At 59.6% G+C, this 19342-nt stretch carries 20 protein-coding genes; 11 read left to right on the top strand and 9 right to left on the bottom strand.

What is annotated here, in order from left to right:
* Positions 1-88: 88 nt before the first annotated feature.
* Positions 89-1000, bottom strand: coding sequence for a LysR family transcriptional regulator (locus tag ACMX25_RS05245; protein ID WP_414948471.1), 912 nt, complete (start codon positions 998-1000; stop codon positions 89-91).
* A 142-nt stretch (positions 1001-1142) separates the two neighbouring features.
* Here ACMX25_RS05245 and gcl point away from each other — a divergent pair, with 142 nt between their 5' ends.
* The 6 genes from gcl to ACMX25_RS05215 all read left to right on the top strand — a co-directional run bounded on the left by gcl (position 1143) and on the right by ACMX25_RS05215 (position 6918).
* Positions 1143-2918, top strand: a complete 1776-nt coding sequence (gene gcl, locus ACMX25_RS05240; RefSeq protein ID WP_414948470.1) for a glyoxylate carboligase — start codon at positions 1143-1145, stop codon at positions 2916-2918.
* A 15-nt stretch (positions 2919-2933) separates the two neighbouring features.
* Positions 2934-3737, top strand: a complete 804-nt coding sequence (hyi, locus tag ACMX25_RS05235; protein WP_414948469.1) for a hydroxypyruvate isomerase — start codon at positions 2934-2936, stop codon at positions 3735-3737.
* Positions 3738-3755: 18 nt separating this feature from the next.
* Complete coding sequence (gene glxR / locus ACMX25_RS05230) at positions 3756-4637, top strand: 2-hydroxy-3-oxopropionate reductase (RefSeq protein WP_414948468.1); 882 nt, start codon at positions 3756-3758, stop codon at positions 4635-4637.
* A 308-nt stretch (positions 4638-4945) separates the two neighbouring features.
* Positions 4946-5446 (top strand): peptidoglycan-binding protein LysM, encoded by a 501-nt coding sequence (gene lysM / locus ACMX25_RS05225; RefSeq protein WP_414948467.1) that lies wholly within the window; start codon positions 4946-4948, stop codon positions 5444-5446.
* Positions 5447-5643: 197 nt separating this feature from the next.
* The gene (locus ACMX25_RS05220; RefSeq protein ID WP_414948466.1) at positions 5644-6285 is read left to right on the top strand and encodes a Vat family streptogramin A O-acetyltransferase; all 642 of its coding nucleotides are present in this window, start codon (positions 5644-5646) and stop codon (positions 6283-6285) included.
* A 174-nt stretch (positions 6286-6459) separates the two neighbouring features.
* Positions 6460-6918 (top strand): GNAT family N-acetyltransferase, encoded by a 459-nt coding sequence (locus tag ACMX25_RS05215; protein ID WP_414948465.1) that lies wholly within the window; start codon positions 6460-6462, stop codon positions 6916-6918.
* A 20-nt stretch (positions 6919-6938) separates the two neighbouring features.
* On the opposite strand, the gene ACMX25_RS05210 is transcribed toward ACMX25_RS05215, so the two are convergent.
* From ACMX25_RS05210 to ACMX25_RS05185, 6 genes are all read right to left on the bottom strand, one after another.
* Positions 6939-7943, bottom strand: coding sequence for an asparaginase (locus tag ACMX25_RS05210; RefSeq protein ID WP_414948464.1), 1005 nt, complete (start codon positions 7941-7943; stop codon positions 6939-6941).
* Positions 7944-8004: 61 nt separating this feature from the next.
* Entirely contained in the window at positions 8005-8931 is a 927-nt protein-coding gene (locus ACMX25_RS05205) for a CysB family HTH-type transcriptional regulator (RefSeq protein ID WP_414948463.1), read from the bottom strand.
* Between the two features lie 24 nt (positions 8932-8955).
* On the bottom strand, positions 8956-10014 hold the full coding sequence (locus tag ACMX25_RS05200; RefSeq protein WP_414948462.1) for a sulfate/molybdate ABC transporter ATP-binding protein: 1059 nt from the start codon (positions 10012-10014) through the stop codon (positions 8956-8958).
* 15 nt (positions 10015-10029) lie between these two features.
* Complete coding sequence (cysW, locus tag ACMX25_RS05195; protein WP_414948461.1) at positions 10030-10959, bottom strand: sulfate ABC transporter permease subunit CysW; 930 nt, start codon at positions 10957-10959, stop codon at positions 10030-10032.
* Entirely contained in the window at positions 10956-11852 is an 897-nt protein-coding gene (gene cysT / locus ACMX25_RS05190) for a sulfate ABC transporter permease subunit CysT (RefSeq protein WP_414948460.1), read from the bottom strand. Before cysT ends, cysW begins: the two co-directional genes overlap by 4 nt.
* Positions 11853-12018: 166 nt before the next feature.
* Complete coding sequence (locus tag ACMX25_RS05185) at positions 12019-13068, bottom strand: sulfate ABC transporter substrate-binding protein (RefSeq protein ID WP_414948459.1); 1050 nt, start codon at positions 13066-13068, stop codon at positions 12019-12021.
* A 293-nt stretch (positions 13069-13361) separates the two neighbouring features.
* Between ACMX25_RS05185 and lexA the strand changes: the two genes are divergently transcribed.
* The 3 genes from lexA (at position 13362) to ACMX25_RS05170 (ending at position 15366) form a co-directional block, all read left to right on the top strand.
* Positions 13362-14018, top strand: coding sequence for a transcriptional repressor LexA (gene lexA / locus ACMX25_RS05180; protein WP_414948458.1), 657 nt, complete (start codon positions 13362-13364; stop codon positions 14016-14018).
* A 162-nt stretch (positions 14019-14180) separates the two neighbouring features.
* Complete coding sequence (locus ACMX25_RS05175) at positions 14181-14567, top strand: hypothetical protein (RefSeq protein ID WP_414948457.1); 387 nt, start codon at positions 14181-14183, stop codon at positions 14565-14567.
* A 157-nt stretch (positions 14568-14724) separates the two neighbouring features.
* Entirely contained in the window at positions 14725-15366 is a 642-nt protein-coding gene (locus ACMX25_RS05170) for a DUF2939 domain-containing protein (RefSeq protein WP_414948456.1), read from the top strand.
* 83 nt (positions 15367-15449) lie between these two features.
* On the opposite strand, the gene ACMX25_RS05165 is transcribed toward ACMX25_RS05170, so the two are convergent.
* The gene (locus ACMX25_RS05165; RefSeq protein WP_414948455.1) at positions 15450-15956 is read right to left on the bottom strand and encodes a universal stress protein; all 507 of its coding nucleotides are present in this window, start codon (positions 15954-15956) and stop codon (positions 15450-15452) included.
* A 401-nt stretch (positions 15957-16357) separates the two neighbouring features.
* Here ACMX25_RS05165 and nodI point away from each other — a divergent pair, with 401 nt between their 5' ends.
* Complete coding sequence (gene nodI, locus ACMX25_RS05160; protein ID WP_414948454.1) at positions 16358-17335, top strand: nodulation factor ABC transporter ATP-binding protein NodI; 978 nt, start codon at positions 16358-16360, stop codon at positions 17333-17335.
* Positions 17336-17338: 3 nt separating this feature from the next.
* Positions 17339-18220 carry an ABC transporter permease gene (locus ACMX25_RS05155; RefSeq protein ID WP_414948453.1) on the top strand — a complete coding sequence of 294 codons (882 nt, stop codon included), beginning with the start codon at positions 17339-17341 and terminating at the stop codon, positions 18218-18220.
* A 134-nt stretch (positions 18221-18354) separates the two neighbouring features.
* Here the strand turns inward: ACMX25_RS05155 and gnd are convergent, their stop codons facing one another.
* Positions 18355-19341 carry a phosphogluconate dehydrogenase (NAD(+)-dependent, decarboxylating) gene (gene gnd / locus ACMX25_RS05150; RefSeq protein WP_414948452.1) on the bottom strand — a complete coding sequence of 329 codons (987 nt, stop codon included), beginning with the start codon at positions 19339-19341 and terminating at the stop codon, positions 18355-18357.
* Position 19342: the final 1 nt, after the last annotated feature.

Raw genomic sequence — 19342 nt, 5'->3', positions numbered from 1 at the left:
CCACACAACTGATTTACGCATTTCGCGTATTACTTCCGCTGTGTTTTCAATGGCTTAGCGGTTTTGCGTGGCAGCTAGGCCCTGAAAGTCATCTTTCGCGGTTCCAGTAATCCGGCTGCGCGTAGATTTTCTTCAAATAATCAATGAAGTAGCGTACTTTCGCCGGCACGTAGCGCTGCTGCGGATACACCGCGAGGATGTCGTAATCGGGCAGCGCGAACTCGTCCAGGACGGTTTCCAGCTCGCCGTTTGCCAATTGCCGCTGGATTTCCCAGGTCGAGCGCCAGCCGAGTCCATGGCCTTCGGAAACCCATCGGTGGAGCAATTCGCCGTCGTTGCAATCCAGGTTGCCCGAGACACGCACCGTCGCGAGCTTGCCGTTGCGACGGAAATACCAGCCGCGGTTCTGCCCGCCCTGCAAATTGAACGCGAGGCAATTGTGGCGCGGCAGGTCATCGAGCGATTTCGGCTTGCCGTGCTTCTTGAAATATGCCGGCGTGCCGCAGACCACCCGGCGGTTATCGGCGAGTTTCACGGCAACGAAGTTCTGGTCGACCGCCCCGCCTATTCGGATCGACAGGTCGTATCCCTCGCGGATCAGGTCAGCGACCCGGTCGTTCAGGTTGAACGACATCTGCAGCGCAGGTTTATCGATGAGAAAAGCCGGCGCGTGCGGCGCTACGTGCATTCGTCCAAAAGCCGCCGGCGCCGAAACGATCAGGTGGCCATCGACCGTGCGCTGGCCATCGGCAAGTTCGTCTTCCGCCTGGTTCCAGTCAGCGAGCAAACCACGGCAGCGCTCCAGGAACGCCGCGCCCTCCTCACTTACCACTAGACGGCGCGTGGAACGGTACATCAGCTTGACGCCCAGACGCTTCTCCAGCGCATCAATACGCCGCCCCAAAATAACTGGAGACACGCCCTCCTCCATCGCCGCCGCGGCCAGACTGCCGGCCTCGGCGACCTTTACGAACGTCTCAATCTGCCTGAAGCGGTCCATTGTCATGTCTCCATTCCGTACTTTTTGTATCGGATAAAACAACTTTGCCTGATCTTATCAACACTCCGGCAACCGCATAAAGTCACTTCAACGACATTGCGCAACGGCGCAATGCAGCAGAACACAATGGAAGGAGACACTCATGACAAAAATGCGAGCAGTCGACGCAGCCGTTCTCGTGCTGGAAAAAGAAGGCATCGAAATGGCGTTCGGCGTCCCGGGCGCGGCGATCAACCCGTTCTACTCCGCCCTGCAACGCGCGGGCAGCATCGGCCATGTGCTGGCACGCCACGTTGAAGGCGCGTCGCATATGGCCGAGGGTTACACGCGCGCGGCGCCGGGGAATATCGGCGTGTGTATTGGCACGTCGGGACCGGCCGGAACGGACATGATCACCGGGCTGTATTCCGCCCAAGCTGACTCCATCCCTATTCTGGCAATTACGGGTCAGGCGCCGCGTGCGCGTCTTTATAAAGAAGACTTCCAGGCCGTCGATATCGAATCGATCGCCAAGCCGGTGACCAAGTGGGCCGTGACCGTGCGCGAACCGGCGCTCGTGCCGCGCGTGTTCCAGCAGGCATTCCATTTGATGCGCTCGGGTCGTCCGGGTCCGGTGCTGGTCGACCTGCCGATCGACGTGCAGCTTGCGGAAATCGAATTCGATATCGATACATACGAGCCCCTGCCCGTCTACAAGCCGAAAGCGTCGCGCGGTCAAATCGAGAAAGCGCTGGCGATGCTGACGGCGTCGGAGCGGCCGTTGATCGTTTCCGGCGGCGGCGTGTTGAATGCAGCGGCTGAAGATTTGCTGGTCGAGTTCGCGGAAATCATGAACGTGCCGGTGATCCCCACGCTGATGAGCTGGGGCGCGATCCCCGACGACCATCCGCTGATGGCCGGCATGTGCGGTCTGCAAACGGCGCACCGGTACGGCAACGCTTCGATGCTCGCGTCCGACTTCGTGCTCGGCATCGGCAATCGCTGGGCGAACCGTCACACGGGCAGCGTCGAGGTGTATACGAAGGGCCGTACGTTCGTGCACGTCGACATTGAGCCAACGCAGATCGGCCGCGTGTTCGGCCCGGACCTCGGCATCGTCTCCGACGCCAAATTCGCGCTCGAATTGTTTGTCGAAGTGGCGCGTGAATGGAAGGCCGCGGGCAAGCTGAAGGATCGTGGCACGTGGGTCGGCGAGTGCCAGGAACGCAAGCGCACGATGCATCGCAAGACGCACTTCGACAACGTGCCCATGAAACCGCAACGCGTCTACGAAGAGATGAACAAGGTCTTCGGCCGCGATACCTGCTACGTCTCGACGATCGGTCTGTCGCAAATCGCCGGCGCTCAGTTCCTGCATGTGTACAAGGCGCGTAACTGGATCAATTGCGGTCAGGCCGGCCCGCTCGGCTGGACCATTCCGGCCGCGCTCGGTGTTCGTGCAGCGGACCCGCAACGGCCGATCGTCGCTTTGTCCGGCGACTACGACTTCCAGTTCATGATCGAAGAACTCGCCGTTGGCGCGCAATTCCGGCTGCCGTACATCCACGTGGTCGTGAACAACTCGTACCTCGGCCTGATCCGTCAGGCGCAACGCGGTTTCGATATGGACTACTGCGTCCAGCTCGCCTTCGAGAACATCAACGCGCCCGATCTGAACGGTTATGGCGTCGATCACGTCGCGGTGGCCGAAGGCCTGGGATGCAAGGCAGTGCGCGTGTTCAATCCGGAAGACCTCGCTCCCGCCCTCCGCAAGGCGCAGGGAATGCTCGCGGAATTCGGCGTGCCGATCATCGTGGAAGTGATCCTCGAGCGCGTGACGAACATCGCGATGGGCACGGAGATCGATGCAATCAACGAATTCGAACCACTCGCCGAAAGCGAGCAGGACGCACCGACGGCCATTGCGCATAGCGCCTGAGAGAGAACCAAGATCATGCCGAAATTTGCTGCAAACCTGACCATGCTGTTTAACGAGTTGCCGTTTCTCGATCGCTTCGCGGCGGCCGCCGATGCGGGCTTCGAAGCGGTTGAATTCTTGTTCCCGTATCAGTACCCGGCGGCCGACCTGCGTCAACGGCTCGACGCCAATAATCTCCAGCTCGTGCTGCATAACCTGCCGGCTGGGAATTGGGAAGGCGGCGAGCGAGGCATCGCATGTCTGCCCGATCGCAAAGAGGAATTTCGTGAAGGCGTAACGCGGGCCATCGAGTACGCGAAAGCGTTGAACGTGCCCCAGCTCAATTGTCTCGTTGGCATTCCGCCGGCTTCGGTAAGCCGCGCGGAAGCGCGGGCGACCATCGTCGAAAACTTGAAGTTTGCGGCCGCCGCGTTGAAGAAAGAAGGCATCAAGCTGCTGGTCGAGCCGTGCAATCACTTCGATATCCCCGGCTTCGCGCTCAACCGGTCGCAGGAAGGACTGGACGTGCTTCACGACGTGGGCTCGGACAACCTGTTCCTGCAATACGACATCTATCACATGCAGCGTATGGAAGGCGAACTGGCTGCGACGATCAAGCGCAACCTGCCATCGATTGCGCATATTCAACTGGCCGATAACCCCGGCCGCAACGAGCCCGGCACGGGCGAGATCAACTATCCATTCCTGTTCTCGCTGCTGGATTCGCTCGGCTACGACGGCTGGGTCGGTTGCGAGTACAAACCGCGCAGCACGACTGTAGCCGGCCTTGTCTGGCTGCAGGAAATCGCTGGATGGAAGACTGCGCGAGCAGTGGCATAACTGGAGGAGACACACGTAATGGCAACAATCGGATTTATCGGCCTTGGCATCATGGGCGCGCACATGGCGCGCAATTTGAAGAAAGCCGGCCATGCGCTGGTGTTGAACGGCGCGTACCCCGTGCCGGACGATCTGCGTTCACTGGGCAAAGTAGTCGACAGTTCGACGGGCGTGGCGCGGGCCAGCGAAATCGTCATCATCATGGTGCCCGATACACCCGACGTCGCTAACGTTTTATTCGCGGACGACGGCGTTGCGAAAGGACTGGAGAAAGGTCAGCTCGTGATCGACATGAGCTCCATCTCGCCGCTCGAAACGCAAGCGTTCGCGAAGAAAATCAACGCGCTGGGTTGCGACTATCTAGATGCGCCGGTGTCGGGCGGTGAAGTGGGTGCGCGTGAAGCTTCGTTGACGATCATGGTCGGCGGCCCGGAAGCGGCGTTCGAACGCGCAAAGCCGCTCTTCGATGTCATGGGCAAGAACATCACGCTCATCGGCGATAACGGTGCGGGACAAACGTGCAAGGTCGCGAACCAGATTATCGTCGCGCTTAATATTGAAGCGGTGGCTGAAGCGTTGTTGTTCGCGTCTAAATCCGGCGCAGACCCTGAACGTGTCAGGCGTGCTTTGATGGGCGGTTTTGCGGCATCGCGGATTCTGGAAGTTCACGGCGAACGCATGACAAAACGCACGTTCAATCCGGGCTTCAGAATCGAATTGCATCAGAAGGATTTGAACCTCGCGCTGGAAAGTGCGAAGAAACTCGGTCTTGCTTTGCCGCATACGGCGAGCGCACAGCAATTGTTCAGCGTGTGCGTGGCAAATGGTGGACGCGAGTGGGATCACTCTGGAATGGTGAAGGCGCTGGAACTGATGTCGAATCATCAGGTTACCGAATGAACTGCTTGAAAACCGGCTGACGCGTGCGTATTTCTATACGTATAGCCGGTTGCAGAAAGTGCAATAAAGCGGGGTCCGTCAAGCGGCACCCGGTGATGCCGTGGAAGCCTTGGTCGGTCAGACGTCATTGCCGGGTGTTCGCCTTGCCGGATCTTTTTTTGTTGACGTGCTCAAACACGTTTTGCAAAATGTCCGTCCACACAGTATTACAACTCCATCGGTGAAACCGAGAACTATCGGTTAGTTCTCGCGACTAAAGGGCTCGGCTTTATCGTGCCGATTCACGCGGTCATTACAGGAGTTGCAACATGGGCATTTTCAGTTTCATCAAGGACGCCGGCGAGAAGTTGTTCGGCGCTGTATCAACTTCGGCAACTGCGGCCCCCGCAGGAGCAGCACCGGCACCGGATGTCGCCGCGCTCAATAAGACGGCTGGCGACGCAATCGCCACCTACATCCGCGCTCAAGGCTTGAACGCCGACAACCTGCAAGTCAGCTTCAACGGCGCATCACATACGGTCACGGTCAGCGGCCAGGCCGCCGATCAGGCAACCAAGGAAAAGATCCTCGTGGCAGCAGGTAACGTGCAGCACGTGGACAAGGTCGACGATCAACTAACCGTACTGAATCCCACGCCCGTTTCGCAATTCCATACGGTGGTTTCCGGCGACAATCTCTGGAAGATCGCCGACAAGTACTACGGCAACGGCGCGAAGAACGACGTAATCTTCGAAGCCAACAAACCGATGCTCAAGAGCCCGGACAAGATTTATCCGGGACAGGTCCTGCGGATTCCCGCGCTGGCTTGATCAGTATCAAGCACGGTTGAATGCTTCAATAAAAACGCGACCCGAGGGTCGCGTTTTTTCATGTGCGAGGTTCGCAAGGCTCAGCTACGTACGGCAGGATCGACCGACGGACAGGTTTCCCAATACACTGAGCGGCCAGCCGCGCGCGGGGCCGAGCGGCTTCTCGCGTCCAACGATCAATATTCCCAGGAGGCCACATGAACGGTCCTGATCCAAATACCAAACATCCCATGGAAGGGTTCCCACAGGTCTGTTTCATCAAGAACACGGTGCGCAACCCGAACATTGTGATTGGTGACTACACCTATTATGACGACCCCGAAGACTCTGAGAATTTCGAACGGAATGTCCTTTATCACTTCCCGTTCATCGGCGACAAACTCGTGATCGGAAAATTCTGTGCGATTGCCAAAGGTGTTCAGTTCATCATGAACGGGGCGAATCACAAGCTCTCGGGGGTATCCACTTATCCGTTTCAAATATTCGGCAACGGCTGGGAGAAGGTCATGCCCGCAGTGACCGAGCTGCCCTACAAGGGCGACACCGTTATCGGCAACGACGTATGGATCGGCTACGACGCGCTCATCATGCCGGGCGTCAAGATTGGCAACGGCGCGATCGTGTCGTCGCGGTCGGTCGTCGCCAACGATGTTCCCGCCTTTACTATCGTGGGAGGCAACCCTGCTAAACCGCTCAAGGAACGGTTCGCGCCTGATGTCGCGGCAAAACTCCAAGCGCTCGCCTGGTGGGATTGGCCCATAGAATCGATCACGCGGCAGCTCGAACATATTGTGTCGGGTGATGTCGAGCGTTTGAGCGACTGCGCAAAGGAAGGCTGACTCTGTTCTGTTCGCACCACGCATACGGTAGCGAGCGCATCAGTATCCTGCGTGTTCTGATTGATTGACAATCGACGCGTGGCTCCGTGCAAACGAGCTGCGCTGGCTCTTTTGGGCTGCGTGGACGCGTTCTATGATCCTCCTCACCACCCACACGCCAAGAAGATCACGCCCATGACATCGACAAGCCCTATTGAAATCCGACCCGTGACTGCGGCTGACTTCGATGCCTGGTTGACGCTATGGCGCGGATATCAGGCGTTCTACAAGACCGATATCCCCATGGACACGACCCAGTGCACATGGGTTCGCATGCTCGATCCAGCAGAGCCGGTGTTCGCCGCAGTAGCGGTAATGGATGGCCGCGTAGTCGGGATAGTGCACTGGATCATGCATCGGTCGTGCTGGACTGCAGGCGATTATTGTTATCTGCAGGACCTGTACGTGGAGCCGGATATTCGCGGAGCCGGAATCGGACGCAAGCTCATCGAGCATGTCTATGCCAAGGCCGCAGAAGCTGAATGTTCGCGTGTCTGGTGGCTGACGCATGAAACCAATACCGACGCGATGCAGTTATATGACCGCATCGCAGATCGGTCCGGGTTCGTGCAGTATCGGAAATTGCTGGGCTGAGCTTCTGCGTTACGCCGCGCTCAGTACGTATCGAATGCGCGTTGCAAGTCTGCCGGTGCGGTGCCCGCGGCCAATGCCAACATCAGCAGCACGCGCGCCTTGTACGGGTTTAAACCGCCTGCGGTGATCGAGCCAAGTGCATCGTCAGGCGCCGCGCCATTGCGCATCACGTGACCCGCGCCTACCCGCGACGAACGAACCACTGCAACGCCTTGTTTGATGGCATCGGCCGCGGCTTGTTGCAGGGTCGAATGAATCGAACCGTTGCCTGTCCCTGCGATTACAAGCCCTTGGACACCCGAGGCAACAAATGCATCGACAGCCACTCGCGACGCCCCCGCATAACTCGTCACGATCTCGACCGCGGGCAGATCAGCCGACATCTGGAACGGACTACGCACCGTATGCGGCCTTACTACCAAACGCTGGAATTCCACCTGCCCGTCCTGCACCCAGCCGAGCGCACCGCCTTCGGGTGAACGGAAGGCATCGACGGCATAAGTGCTCGTCTTGGTCACATCGCGGGCGCAATGAATCTGGTTGTTGAACGCGACCAGCACGCCCTGCTTCCACGATGCCCGGTTCGCCGCCACCGTCACGGCGTTGAGAAGATTCAGCGGGCCATCAGCGGATAAAGCCGTTGCCGGCCGCATGGCCGCCGTCAGCACAACCGGCTTCTCGCTCTTAACGGTGAGATGCAGCAGGTAGGCGGTTTCCTCGAGCGTATCGGTGCCGTGCGTGATGACAATGCCGTCAACATCGTCCTGCGCCAGCAACGCATTCACTCGCGCGACGAGCGTGGCCCATAGCGCCGGGGTCATGTCCTTACTGTCGATACTCGCGACTTGCTCGGCATGAATCCGCGCGACTTGCGAGAGCGAAGGCACGGCGCCGAGCAGTTTGTCGACGCCGACTACGCCGGCCTTGTAACCCGAGGTTTTCGCGGCATCGCCGGCCTCGCCCGCGATGGTTCCGCCGGTAGCCAGCACCACGATCCGCGGCAATGAAGTGTGTGAGGAGTTCATAGCCGTAATTGTAGCGGAGCGGCGGCTGGCTGATTCTTGTACGCTGCAATCCTTCTAACAGCTAGACAGCTTCCCGCAATTGCGCCGCGATCTGCGCTTCATCGAGTTGCGGCGCGAACATCTCGATCAGCCTGTACGCGTACGCCCGCAGAAAAGCACCCTTCCTCAGACCCACGCGCGTGGTACTGGCTTCGAACAGATGCTGCGTGTCGAGCGCGACGAGTTCGGTATCGCGCTTTTCGTCGAAGGCCATCGCCGCCACAATGCCGATGCCGAGGCCCAGTTCCACATAGGTCTTGATCACATCGGCATCGATTGCGGTCAGCACCACGTCCGGCAGCGCACCTGCTTTCGCAAACGCCTGGTCGACATGCGAGCGGCCGGTGAAATCGTGGTCATAGGTGACGATCGGATATTCAGCGATCTCGTCGAGCGTGATGTTCTCGCGGCCGACCAGCGGATGTCCCTTCGGCACGACCACCGTGTGATGCCACGTGTAGCACGGGAACGTGACGATATCAGGATACCGGTCAAGCGCTTCCGTCGAGATGCCGATGTCCGCCTCGCCGTTGATGATCATCTGAGCGATCTGTTGCGGACTGCCCTGACGCAACGCGAGATGAACCTTCGGGAATACTTCGGTAAACTGTCGGATCACTTTGGGCAGCGCGTAACGCGCCTGCGTGTGCGTGGTCGCGACCACCAGATGGCCGTTGTCCTGATCGGCGAACTGGCGCGCGACACGACGCAGGTTCTCGGCATCGAGCAGCATGCGTTCAATCACCTGATGCACTTCCTTTCCTGGCTCGGTCAGGCCGGTGAGACGCTTGCCGCGTCGAATAAAGATATCGACGCCAAGTTCGTCTTCAAGATCCTTGATCTGCTTCGATACACCCGACTGCGATGTATAAAGCACGTTCGCGACCTCGGTCAGATTCATGTTCTGCCGTACGGCTTCGCGTACAAAACGCAATTGCTGGAAGTTCATGTCAGCCTCTCTTTTTTAGTAAGCTCAATGCGCCGGAAATACGCGCAGAACACGCGGCACGGCGGTCACACCATCGCCGATATTCAGATTCAATCCACGCCAGGTTTCACGATCCAGTTCCGCTTCCAGCACGTTGCCTTCGGCGCCTTCCAGATCCACGCGCACTGAGCCGCCAAGCGTCACGACGCGCCGGACATCGACCACGATGCCATCGCGATGACCCGAAGCCGTCGGGAACAGCGTCAGGTCGTGCGGCCGTACATAAGCGAACGCGGGACCCGCGAAATTCGCTTCGGTCCTGATCGGCTGCGCGGCGCCTTGCGCCACAAAACCGTTCGCATCCACGCTGCCCTTGAGCCGGTTTGCCGCACCCAGGAATTCATAGACGAACGATGTCTGCGGATGATCATAGACGTCTTGCGGACTGCCGACCTGCTCCACATGCCCACGATTCAGCACAACGATCCGGTCCGCGACTTCAAGCGCCTCTTCCTGGTCGTGCGTGACGAAAATAGTCGAGATATGCAGGTCGTCATGCAGACGCCGCAGCCAGCTACGCAACTCTTTGCGGACCTTGGCATCGAGCGCGCCGAACGGCTCGTCGAGCAGCAGCACCTTTGGTTCGACTGCCAGCGCGCGAGCCAGCGCAATCCGCTGCCGCTGCCCACCCGAAAGCTCCGATGGAAACCGCTGCGCCAGCCAGTCAAGCTGCACGAGCTTCAGCAATTCATGCACTTTCTCGCGGATCACGGCTTCGGTCGGCCGCTCCCTGCGCGGCTTCACGCGCAGGCCGAATGCCACGTTCTCGAACACGGTCATGTGCCGGAACAGCGCGTAGTGCTGGAACACGAAACCGACCTGCCGTTCCCGCGCGCCCACGGCCGCCACGTCCTCGCCGTTCAGCACGACCGAACCGGCGTCCGCGTATTCAAGCCCCGCGATCACGCGCAGCAGCGTGGTCTTGCCACAGCCCGACGGCCCGAGCAACGCGACCAGCTCGCCCGATGGAAAATCGAGCGAGACGCTATCCAGCGCGACGAAATCGCCGAAGCGTTTCTGCAAATTCCGAACGATGATGCTCATGATGATTTTCGCCTTCTAGTTCTGGAGTGACGCAACCGGCACATCAGCGGGCCGCGCCTGCACTGCTTCAATCGATTGCGACATGCGGCGCTCGGCGAGCAGCTTCAGGCCGAGTGTGACGAGCGCGAGCAGCGCAAGCAGCGACGCCACGGCAAACGCCGCCGAGAAGTTGTATTCGTTGTAGAGAATCTCGACGTGCAGCGGCATGGTGTCGGTTTGTCCGCGAATATGGCCCGATACCACCGATACCGCGCCGAACTCACCCATCGCCCGTGCATTGCAGAGAATCACGCCGTATAACAAGCCCCATTTCACGTTCGGCAGCGTCACGCGGCGGAAGATCTGCCAGCCCGACGCGCCAAGCACATGCGCGGCTTCTTCCTCGTCGTTGCCTTGCGCCTGCATCAGCGGGATCAGCTCGCGCGCAACAAACGGGAACGTGACGAAGATAGTGGCGAGCACAATGCCGGGCACGGCGAAAATGATCTGCACGTTGTGATCGATGAGCCATGGGCCGAACCAGCCCTGCGCGCCGAACATCAGTACGTAGATCAGGCCCGAGACGACCGGCGACACCGAAAACGGCAAATCGATCAGCGTCGTGAGGAAGGCTTTGCCGCGGAATTCGAACTTGGCGATAGACCATGACGCCGTCAACCCGAACACCACGTTCAGCGGAACGGCAATAGCAGCGACGATCAGCGTGAGCTTGATCGCGGACCACGCGTCGGGGTCTTTCAGCGAATTGAAGTAATAGTCCACACCCTTCGCGAAGGCTTGCGCAAACACGGCAACGAGCGGCACGACGAGAAACAGCGCCAGGAAAATCAGCGCGATGGCGGTCAGGACCCAGCGCACGGCGCGCGGTTCAGTTACCGGATCAAGCTTGTGTTCCGTCACGCGGGGCGCGGCTGCGTCCACTGCTTTCTGGTTGACGGTGCTCATGCTTTCGCCCCGTCGATATGCAATGCACCAGCCGAAGCGGGCGCCGGTCCTGCGCCGCTGCGGCTCGTACGCCGTTGCAGGAACCATTGCAGCGTGTTGATCAGCAGCAGCATCAGGAACGATACGCACAACATCACGACGGCAATCGCAGTCGCGCCTGCGTAGTCGTATTGTTCGAGCTTCGTGATGATCAGCAGCGACGTGATTTCGGACTTCATCGGCACATTGCCCGCGATGAAAATCACCGACCCGTATTCGCCCAGTGCACGCGCGAACGCGAGCGCGAAGCCTGTCAGGATGGCTGGAAACAGCGACGGCAGCACCACGCGGCGAAACGTCAGCCAGCGCGTCGCGCCAAGGCACGCGGCCGCTTCTTCCTGCTCGCGCTCGAAATCTTCCAACACCGGTTGCACGGTACGCACGACGAACGGCAAGCCGATAAACGTCAGCGCCACGAGCACGCCGAATGGCGTGAACGCCACCTTGATTCCGAGCGGCGCGAGAAACTGGCCGATCCAGCCATTCGGCGCATACACGGCCGCGAGCGCGATACCGGCCACGGAAGTCGGCAACGCAAACGGCAGATCGACGACGGCATCGACCACGCGTTTGAACGGGAACGTGTAGCGCACGAGCACCCACGCCACGAGAAAGCCGAACACGGCGTTGATTAGCGCGCCGCCGAGAGCCGCCGAAAACGTCAGCCGATACGACGCCAGCACGCGCGGCGACGTAACGGCGCGCACGAACGTCGCCCAGTCGAGCGTAGCGGTCTTGGCGAAGGTCGCGGCGAGCGGAATCAGCACTACGAGGCTCAGATACGCCACCGTGATGCCAAGCGTCAGGCCGAAGCCCGGCAGCGCGCTGGGCTTGCGGAAAGTGAAGGTCGTCATGCGTGAATCATCCAGTTCCGCCGCGCCGCGGGGACGGCGCTTCGGGGTCGAGCTTCGGGTTAATTACAGGCCGTCTATGCGGCCGTAGTGTTGTTTCAAACTTCTTTACGACTACAGCATCGCGGGCGCATGAGCGCCGGCGATGCTGCCTTTCAAACCATTACGCTTACTGCGGTTGATAGATGGAATCGAACACGCCGCCATCGGCGAAATGCGTCTTTTGCGCGTTGGTCCAGCCACCGAAGGAATCATCGATCGTGTAGAGCTTGATCTTCGGGAACTGCTTCGTCAGCGCAGCAGGAACGGCAGTGGAACGCGGCCGATAAAAGTTGCGTGCCGCGATCTCCTGACCTTCCTCGCTGTACAAATACTTCAGGTACGCCTCGGCCAGCTTGCGCGTGCCGTGACGATCCACGACCTTGTCGACTACGGCGACCGGCGGTTCAGCCAGGATGCTCACCGACGGCACCACGATCTCGAACTTGTCCGAGCCAAATTCCTTCAGCGACAAGAACGCCTCGTTTTCCCACGCGATCAGCACGTCGCCCTGCCCGCGCTGCACGAAACTGGTGGTCGCACCCCGCGCGCCCGAATCCAGCACGCCGGCATTCTTATAAAGCTTGGTCACGAATTCCTTGGCGGTCGTCGCGTTGCCACCCGGCAGATGTTCTGCGTACGCCCATGCCGCGAGATAGTTCCAGCGCGCGCCACCGGATGTCTTCGGATTCGGCGTCACGATAGACACGCCCGGCTTGAGCAAGTCCGGCCAGTCCTTGATCTGCTTCGGGTTGCTCTTGCGCACGAGAAACACGATTGTCGATGTGTACGGCGACGCGTTGTCCGGCAAGCGCTTCTGCCAGTCTTGCGCCACGAGCCCCTTGCCCGCGAGCGCATCGATGTCATAGGCCAGCGCCAGAGTCACTACATCGGCCTGCAAACCGTCGAGAACCGAGCGCGCCTGACCGCCTGAGCCGCCGTGCGACTGCTTGAACGTGACGGTTTCTCCGGTTTCAGCCTTCCATTTCTTGCCGAAAGCCTGATTGAAGTCCTGGTACAGCTCACGCGTCGGGTCATACGACACGTTAAGGAACGACGTGTCGGCGTGCGCCAGCGAGATCGTTCCCACGATCATCCCGGTCGCCGACGCGGCCCCGATCACCGTCGTGGCAACCAGCTTCCTTGCCCGTGCGCCCCACCCCGAATTCCGACTCAGCATTGCCCCGCTCCCCGTCTTATGTGTTTGAGCAGCCGAGTCTATCGACGGGCTTTCATTATTAAAAATAATTGTTATTCATTCTTTTAGATCAAAAAGTGCTAATGAAGACTGGAAGCGGCGTTGCGGCCATCAAAGAGCCGCTGGAGCACCGTGTTTGGGGCCTCTGTGTGGTTCTGACGACGTCGAACTTAAAGTAAAGCTTGAAAAGCGCCGAATACTGTATAAAACTACAGGCATCTGTTCATCCATACAGTGGACGACCGGCCATAAAGGGGCAAATGCACGTGACCAAAATGAGCAAACTGACTGCGCGACAGCAAGAGGTTTTCGAACTGATCCAGCGCGCTATCGAACGTACGGGGTTTCCGCCCACGCGCGCCGAGATCGCGGCTGAACTCGGTTTTAGCTCGGCTAACTCCGCCGAAGAGCATCTTCGGGCGCTGGCGCGTAAAGGGGTGATCGAGCTGGCTGCGGGTTCATCGCGCGGCATTCGTTTGCTGACTAATGGCAGTCTTGACGACGGCCCTCACCAGTTCACGTTGCCGCACGCCAGCATCATGCAATTGTCGTTGCCGCTGGTCGGGCGCGTGGCGGCCGGTAGCCCGATCCTTGCGCAGGAACATATCTCCCAGCATTACGCCTGTGACCCGGCACTGTTCTCCAGCAAGCCGGACTATCTGTTGAAGGTACGCGGTCTTTCCATGCGCGACGCAGGCATCTTCGACGGTGATCTGCTCGCCGTACAGAAGAAAAACGAGGCGAAGGACGGGCAGATCGTCGTGGCACGACTCGGCGACGACGTCACGGTGAAACGCTGGAAACGTCGTCCAGATGGCGTTGAACTGATCGCTGAAAATCCTGATTACGAGAATATCTTCGTTGCATCAGGCAGTGACGACTTTGCGCTGGAAGGTATTGCGGTCGGGTTGATCCGCTCCGGCGAGCTTTGATTTCTGATTGTTGATTTCTGATTTGCAGGGCGGCGGTGGATCTTCTCCCCAGCCGCGCTGCGCTTGAATTCCAGCCCCATAAAGCGTGACGGACATCGCATTCGCGAGGAACCGGCGCGCGCCCTATTCTCATCGGTTGTCATCGGTTATCGGAGAAACATCATGGAACGATTCGCCCGGTTGTTTTCTGCTTCTTTTTTATCCGCATCGTTTGCGCCGGCAGCACGCGCACCCCTTTCGTTTCGCCAATTCCGGGAATTTGGCCGTTTGCGGCATCTGCGCTCGCTGATTTCCTGCAAGACACAAAAACCTGCTGACACGCCTGATCTCTTCATCGAATTGCCAGTCTTGCCATCGCGGCAACCGGCGTTCGCCCGGGTATCGTTGAGTACATCGGTGCATACGCAGTCCGAGCAACGTGCACCCGTGCGGGTTTATCGCGGTGAGTCGCGGGTCATCATGGTGGGCAATATCGAAGCGGTATCGCGCATGATCGACCGCTGCATCGACGAGGAACGCGCAGGCGTTGAAGATGGATTGTTCGCCTGATATTTAAGGCGCGGTGAATTCGCGGGGATAGTTCTGGCGCCGGTGCGGTCCATTCAATGGTTGAGTCGTCCAAGGTCTCTCGTTAGGCCTTTCGTTTGGCCACAACTCTTGCATTTCGAGCCGCGTCTACCTCATCAGCCAAAAGGTCCCCACGCGTATGCCTTTGTCCCGTACCAGCAAGTCCGTTGTTATTGCGTTGTTGGTTGTTATTGTTGTGGCGGTTCTCGGTGTGATTTATGCGTCGCCCTATATTGCCCTCGATCGGCTAAAACGTGCCGCCGACGCCCGTGACGTTCAGACCGTGAATCAGTACGTCGACTTTCCGTTGCTACGTGAAAGCCTGAAGGACCAGGTCGGGCAGCTGCTGACCCGAAGAATCGATATACAGAAAAGCGGCAATCCGTTAGCGATAATCGGCGCCATGATTGGCGCGGCGCTAGTCGGCCCACTGGTCGATTCGTATGCAACGCCCGACGGCGTGGCGGCTATTCTCAATGGCATACCGCCAAGAGGTGATCCTGGCGAGAAACCGCCGGTTCCGGCGGAGGCCAATGGCGCTGTAGTTGCGTCTCCGGAAGCCGCGCAAGCGCCGCCGCTCGCGCCCGCTCAACCGGCGCCTGCCGCCGCTGCGCCATCCGCACCGAAACCGCCGCCTCAAACCACGGCGGGGTATCGAAGTTTTAATACTTTCGCGGTGAATTACCAGCATGGCACCGGCGAAGCACGCTATTCAGCCATTCTTCGGCGATACGGGTTGTTCTCTTGGAAACTGGTCGCCGTGGAACTGAACGACAGTTAGGCGAGCCAGCAGATTCACCGCAGCAACCGAACGCTATCCGGTTGCTGCGGGCGGCCAGCGGGACCCGCTTAGCCATCTACTTATCAGGCACTCACCTCGGCCTTCACGGGCTTCGCCGCGTGCGCAGCGTCCTCCTGTTCGGCGGATGTACCCGTCGGCGACACCGCCACTAAAATGCTGCAAGACACCCGATCCATCAGCGGCGTGTTGCCCGAGCCCATCCACCAGCGCGCAAGGCCCGTGCGGCACCGATGCCCCACCACGACCAAATCCACCTGCAAGCTCTGAGCGAGCCCGGCAATTTCATCGATAGGATGCCCAAACGCAAAGTGGCCCTGCGCCGGCACGCCCCGCTCGGTCAGCCATTCCACGCCTTCGCGCAGGATGTCCCGGGCGGCGTCCTCAAAACGGCCGCACGCCATATCGGTGAGAAGGCCTGCGCTTTGGGCGATGCTGGAACGCATGTCGACAACGGCAAGCACGTGCGTTTCGGCTTTCAGGTCGAGCGCCAGATTCGCGCCGTCACGTAACGCCTTACGCCCTTCGCGGGAGCCGTCGTAACACAGCAGGATTTTTCGGTAGCTCGCCATGGTGGTTCTCCGCGCTGCAACGAGGGCAGCAAAGGGCATCGAAAAGACGGTCGTCAAGTGTTGCAAGTTCTGCCCCGTGGACCGGGCGGGCGACAAAAGCCCGGGCCGCGTTGCCTTCATCATGGTGCGTCGTTGAAACGGTGGCAACGATGGAAAACGCTAATGCGGTCCAGTCGTCCGCGAAACGCCAAGCGGACAGCGTGCCAGGTCCGCGAATCCCTTGCTGGGTGGGCTTCCCGGCAATTAATTGGAGCGTCGCGAAAGGGCTCTGCAGCCGAAAAACAACCTCCGTGCGCCCTTGCTGTGCAGGTCAGACAGAGGGACGCGCCTCGTTGGTGCAATCGATTAAACTAGTTAGCTTGTCTTCGGACCTAAATCAGACCCAACACCTGAGTTTGCGCATGTCAGATGCAGCAGTGTTTCCTAAAGACTTTCCCAGCGACACCACCCGGCCGCCGGCAAAGCCGGCCGGCCCGGCGATCGAGTTTGTCGACGTCGAAAAGCATTACGGTGACAAGACCGTCGTCAATGGCCTGTCTTTTCACGTCCAGCCTGGCGAGTGCTTCGGCCTGCTGGGTCCTAACGGCGCGGGCAAGACGACCACGCTCAAGATGCTGCTCGGCCTGACCGCGCCGGATGCGGGCACGATCCATCTAGTCGATGAACCCATCCCCTCGCGTGCTCGTTACGCCCGTCGCCGCGTGGGCGTCGTGCCGCAATTCGATAACCTCGATCCGGACTTCACCGTTCGCGAAAACCTGCTCGTGTTCGGCCGCTATTTCGGCATGAGTGGCAACGAAATTGAAGCCGTGGTGCCTTCGCTGCTCGAATTTGCGCGGCTGGAAAGCAAGGCGAATGCGCGGGTCGGGGAGTTATCGGGCGGAATGAAGCGGCGGCTGACACTGGCGCGCGCACTGGTCAACGATCCCGACGTGCTGATCATGGACGAACCGACCACTGGACTCGATCCCCAAGCGCGGCATCTGATCTGGGAGCGGCTACGTTCGCTGCTCGCACGCGGCAAGACGATCCTTCTCACCACGCATTTCATGGAGGAAGCCGAACGGCTTTGCGACCGGCTGTGCGTGATCGAGGAAGGCCGCAAAGTGGCCGAAGGCAAACCCGACGATCTGATCCAGAGGGTTATAGGCTGCGATGTGATCGAGATCTACGGTTCCGATCCGCAAGCGCTTCGCGACGAACTCCTGCCGTTCGTCAGCCGCATGGAGATCAGCGGTGAAACGCTGTTTTGTTATGTCGATGACCCCGCGCCCGTGCATCAACGCGTCAAGGGACGGCCTGGCGTGCGTTATCTACACCGGCCGGCGAATCTTGAAGATGTGTTTTTGCGCCTGACCGGGCGCGAGATGGTGGACTGATCGATGTCGAGCGAACCGAATGTGAACACTGCCGAATCCACTGCGTCTCCCACTGCGCGTATCCCCCGCGCGGCCGGGACGTCGCAACGCAAGCCTCATCGTGAGCCGTTCCTGAGCGCAATGCCTGCGAACGCATCGAACTGGATGTCGGTCTGGCGGCGAAATTATCTCGTCTGGAAAAAACTGGCGATCGCGTCGATGTTCGGCAACCTCGCCGACCCGATGATCTATCTGTTCGGCCTGGGTCTCGGACTCGGCCTGATGGTCGGCCATGTGGACGGCGTCTCGTACATCGCGTTTCTCGCGGCGGGTACGGTGGCGTCGAGCGTGATGATGTCGGCGAGTTTCGAGGCCATGTACTCCGGCTTCTCACGCATGCATGTGCAGCGAACGTGGGAAGCAATCATGCATACGCCGCTCACGCTGGGCGACATCGTGCTCGCCGAAATTGTGTGGGCCGCAAGTAAATCGGTGCTGTCCGGCGTTGCGATCATGCTGGTGGCCGGTGTGCTCGGCTATGCAAGTTTCCCGACCATGCTGTATGCGTTGCCCGTGATCGTGCTGACTGGTTTGGCATTCTCCAGCACGGCGATGATCGTGACCGCCGTGGCGCCGAGCTACGACTTCTTCATGTTCTACCAGACACTCGCGCTCACGCCCATGTTGCTGCTCTCCGGCGTGTTTTTCCCACTTACACAATTGCCGGCGGTCGCGCAAAACGTCTCACTGTTGCTGCCGTTGTCGCACGCGGTCGCACTGATTCGTCCCGCGATGCTCGACCGGCCGGCAGAGCACGTCGTGCTGCATCTGGCTGTGCTCGCGGCATACGCCATCGTGCCGTTTTTTATCTGCGCGGTGCTGTTTCGTAGACGGATGATGCGTTGAACGAATCGATTGAAATCACGAACCGCTCTTAGCTACTTCAAATAAGAAAAATCCCGTTCCAACGTAAGTTGAAACGGGATTTTTACATGCTTCAATCCGCTTGCCGCTGCAGACAACTCAGCAGAAAACTCAACTTACTTCAATCCCGGGCTGAACTCCTTGTGCCCGCCAAACCCGAAGCGCATTGCTGACAACATCCGGTCGGCGAACGAATTATCCTCGCGCGACCGGAACCGCGCATACAGCGCAGCCGATAACACCTGCGCCGGCACCGCCTCTTCGAGTGCAGCCTCAATCGTCCAGCGCCCTTCGCCGCTATCGGCCACTTCTGCCGAGTATTTGTCGAGCGTACTGTTGCCGGCCAACGCGCCCGCAGTCAGGTCGAGTAGCCACGACGACACCACGCTGCCCCGGCGCCACACCTCAGCAACGTCTGCTATATCCAGATCGTAGCGCTGCGCCTCGGGCAACTCCGTCGATGACTTGTGCTTGAGGATGTCGAACCCTTCCGCGTACGCCTGCATCAACCCGTACTCGATCCCGTTATGCACCATCTTCACGAAGTGACCCGCTCCGACCGGCCCCACGTGCATATAGCCATTTTCGACGCGCGCATCGCGACCCTCGCGATTCGGCGTGGCGGGAATATCGCCACGTCCGGGGGCAAGTACCGACAGAATCGGATCGTGCCGCTGCACGACGTCCTTGTCGCCGCCGATCATCATGCAATAGCCGCGCTCCAGTCCCCACACGCCGCCCGACGTGCCGACATCGACGAAATTAATGCCCTTCTCCTTCAGCTTCGCCGCGTGGGTGATGTCGTCCTTGTAAAAGCTGTTGCCGCCATCGATAACCGTATCGCCCGCTTCCAGGATCTCGTAGAGATCGTTCAGCGTGTCTTCAGTGATCTTGCCCGCCGGCAACATCAGCCAGACCGAGCGCGGCGCGGCAAGCTTCTTCACGAGATCGCCCAGGTCGCTCGCGCCGGTCGCGCCGTCGGCCACGACTGCCTGCGTCGCTTCGGGCGCATGGTCGTACACCACGCATGTCTGCTCGCCGCGCATCAACCGGCGTGCGATGTTCGCGCCCATACGCCCTAATCCCACGATACCAATCTGCATG

Origin of the sequence: Caballeronia eucalypticola, assembly GCF_047608185.1 — a bacterium.
Lineage (GTDB): Bacteria > Pseudomonadota > Gammaproteobacteria > Burkholderiales > Burkholderiaceae > Caballeronia.
The sequence above is the reverse complement of the archived record's forward strand: the minus strand, read 5'-3'. Positions and strand labels throughout refer to the sequence as shown.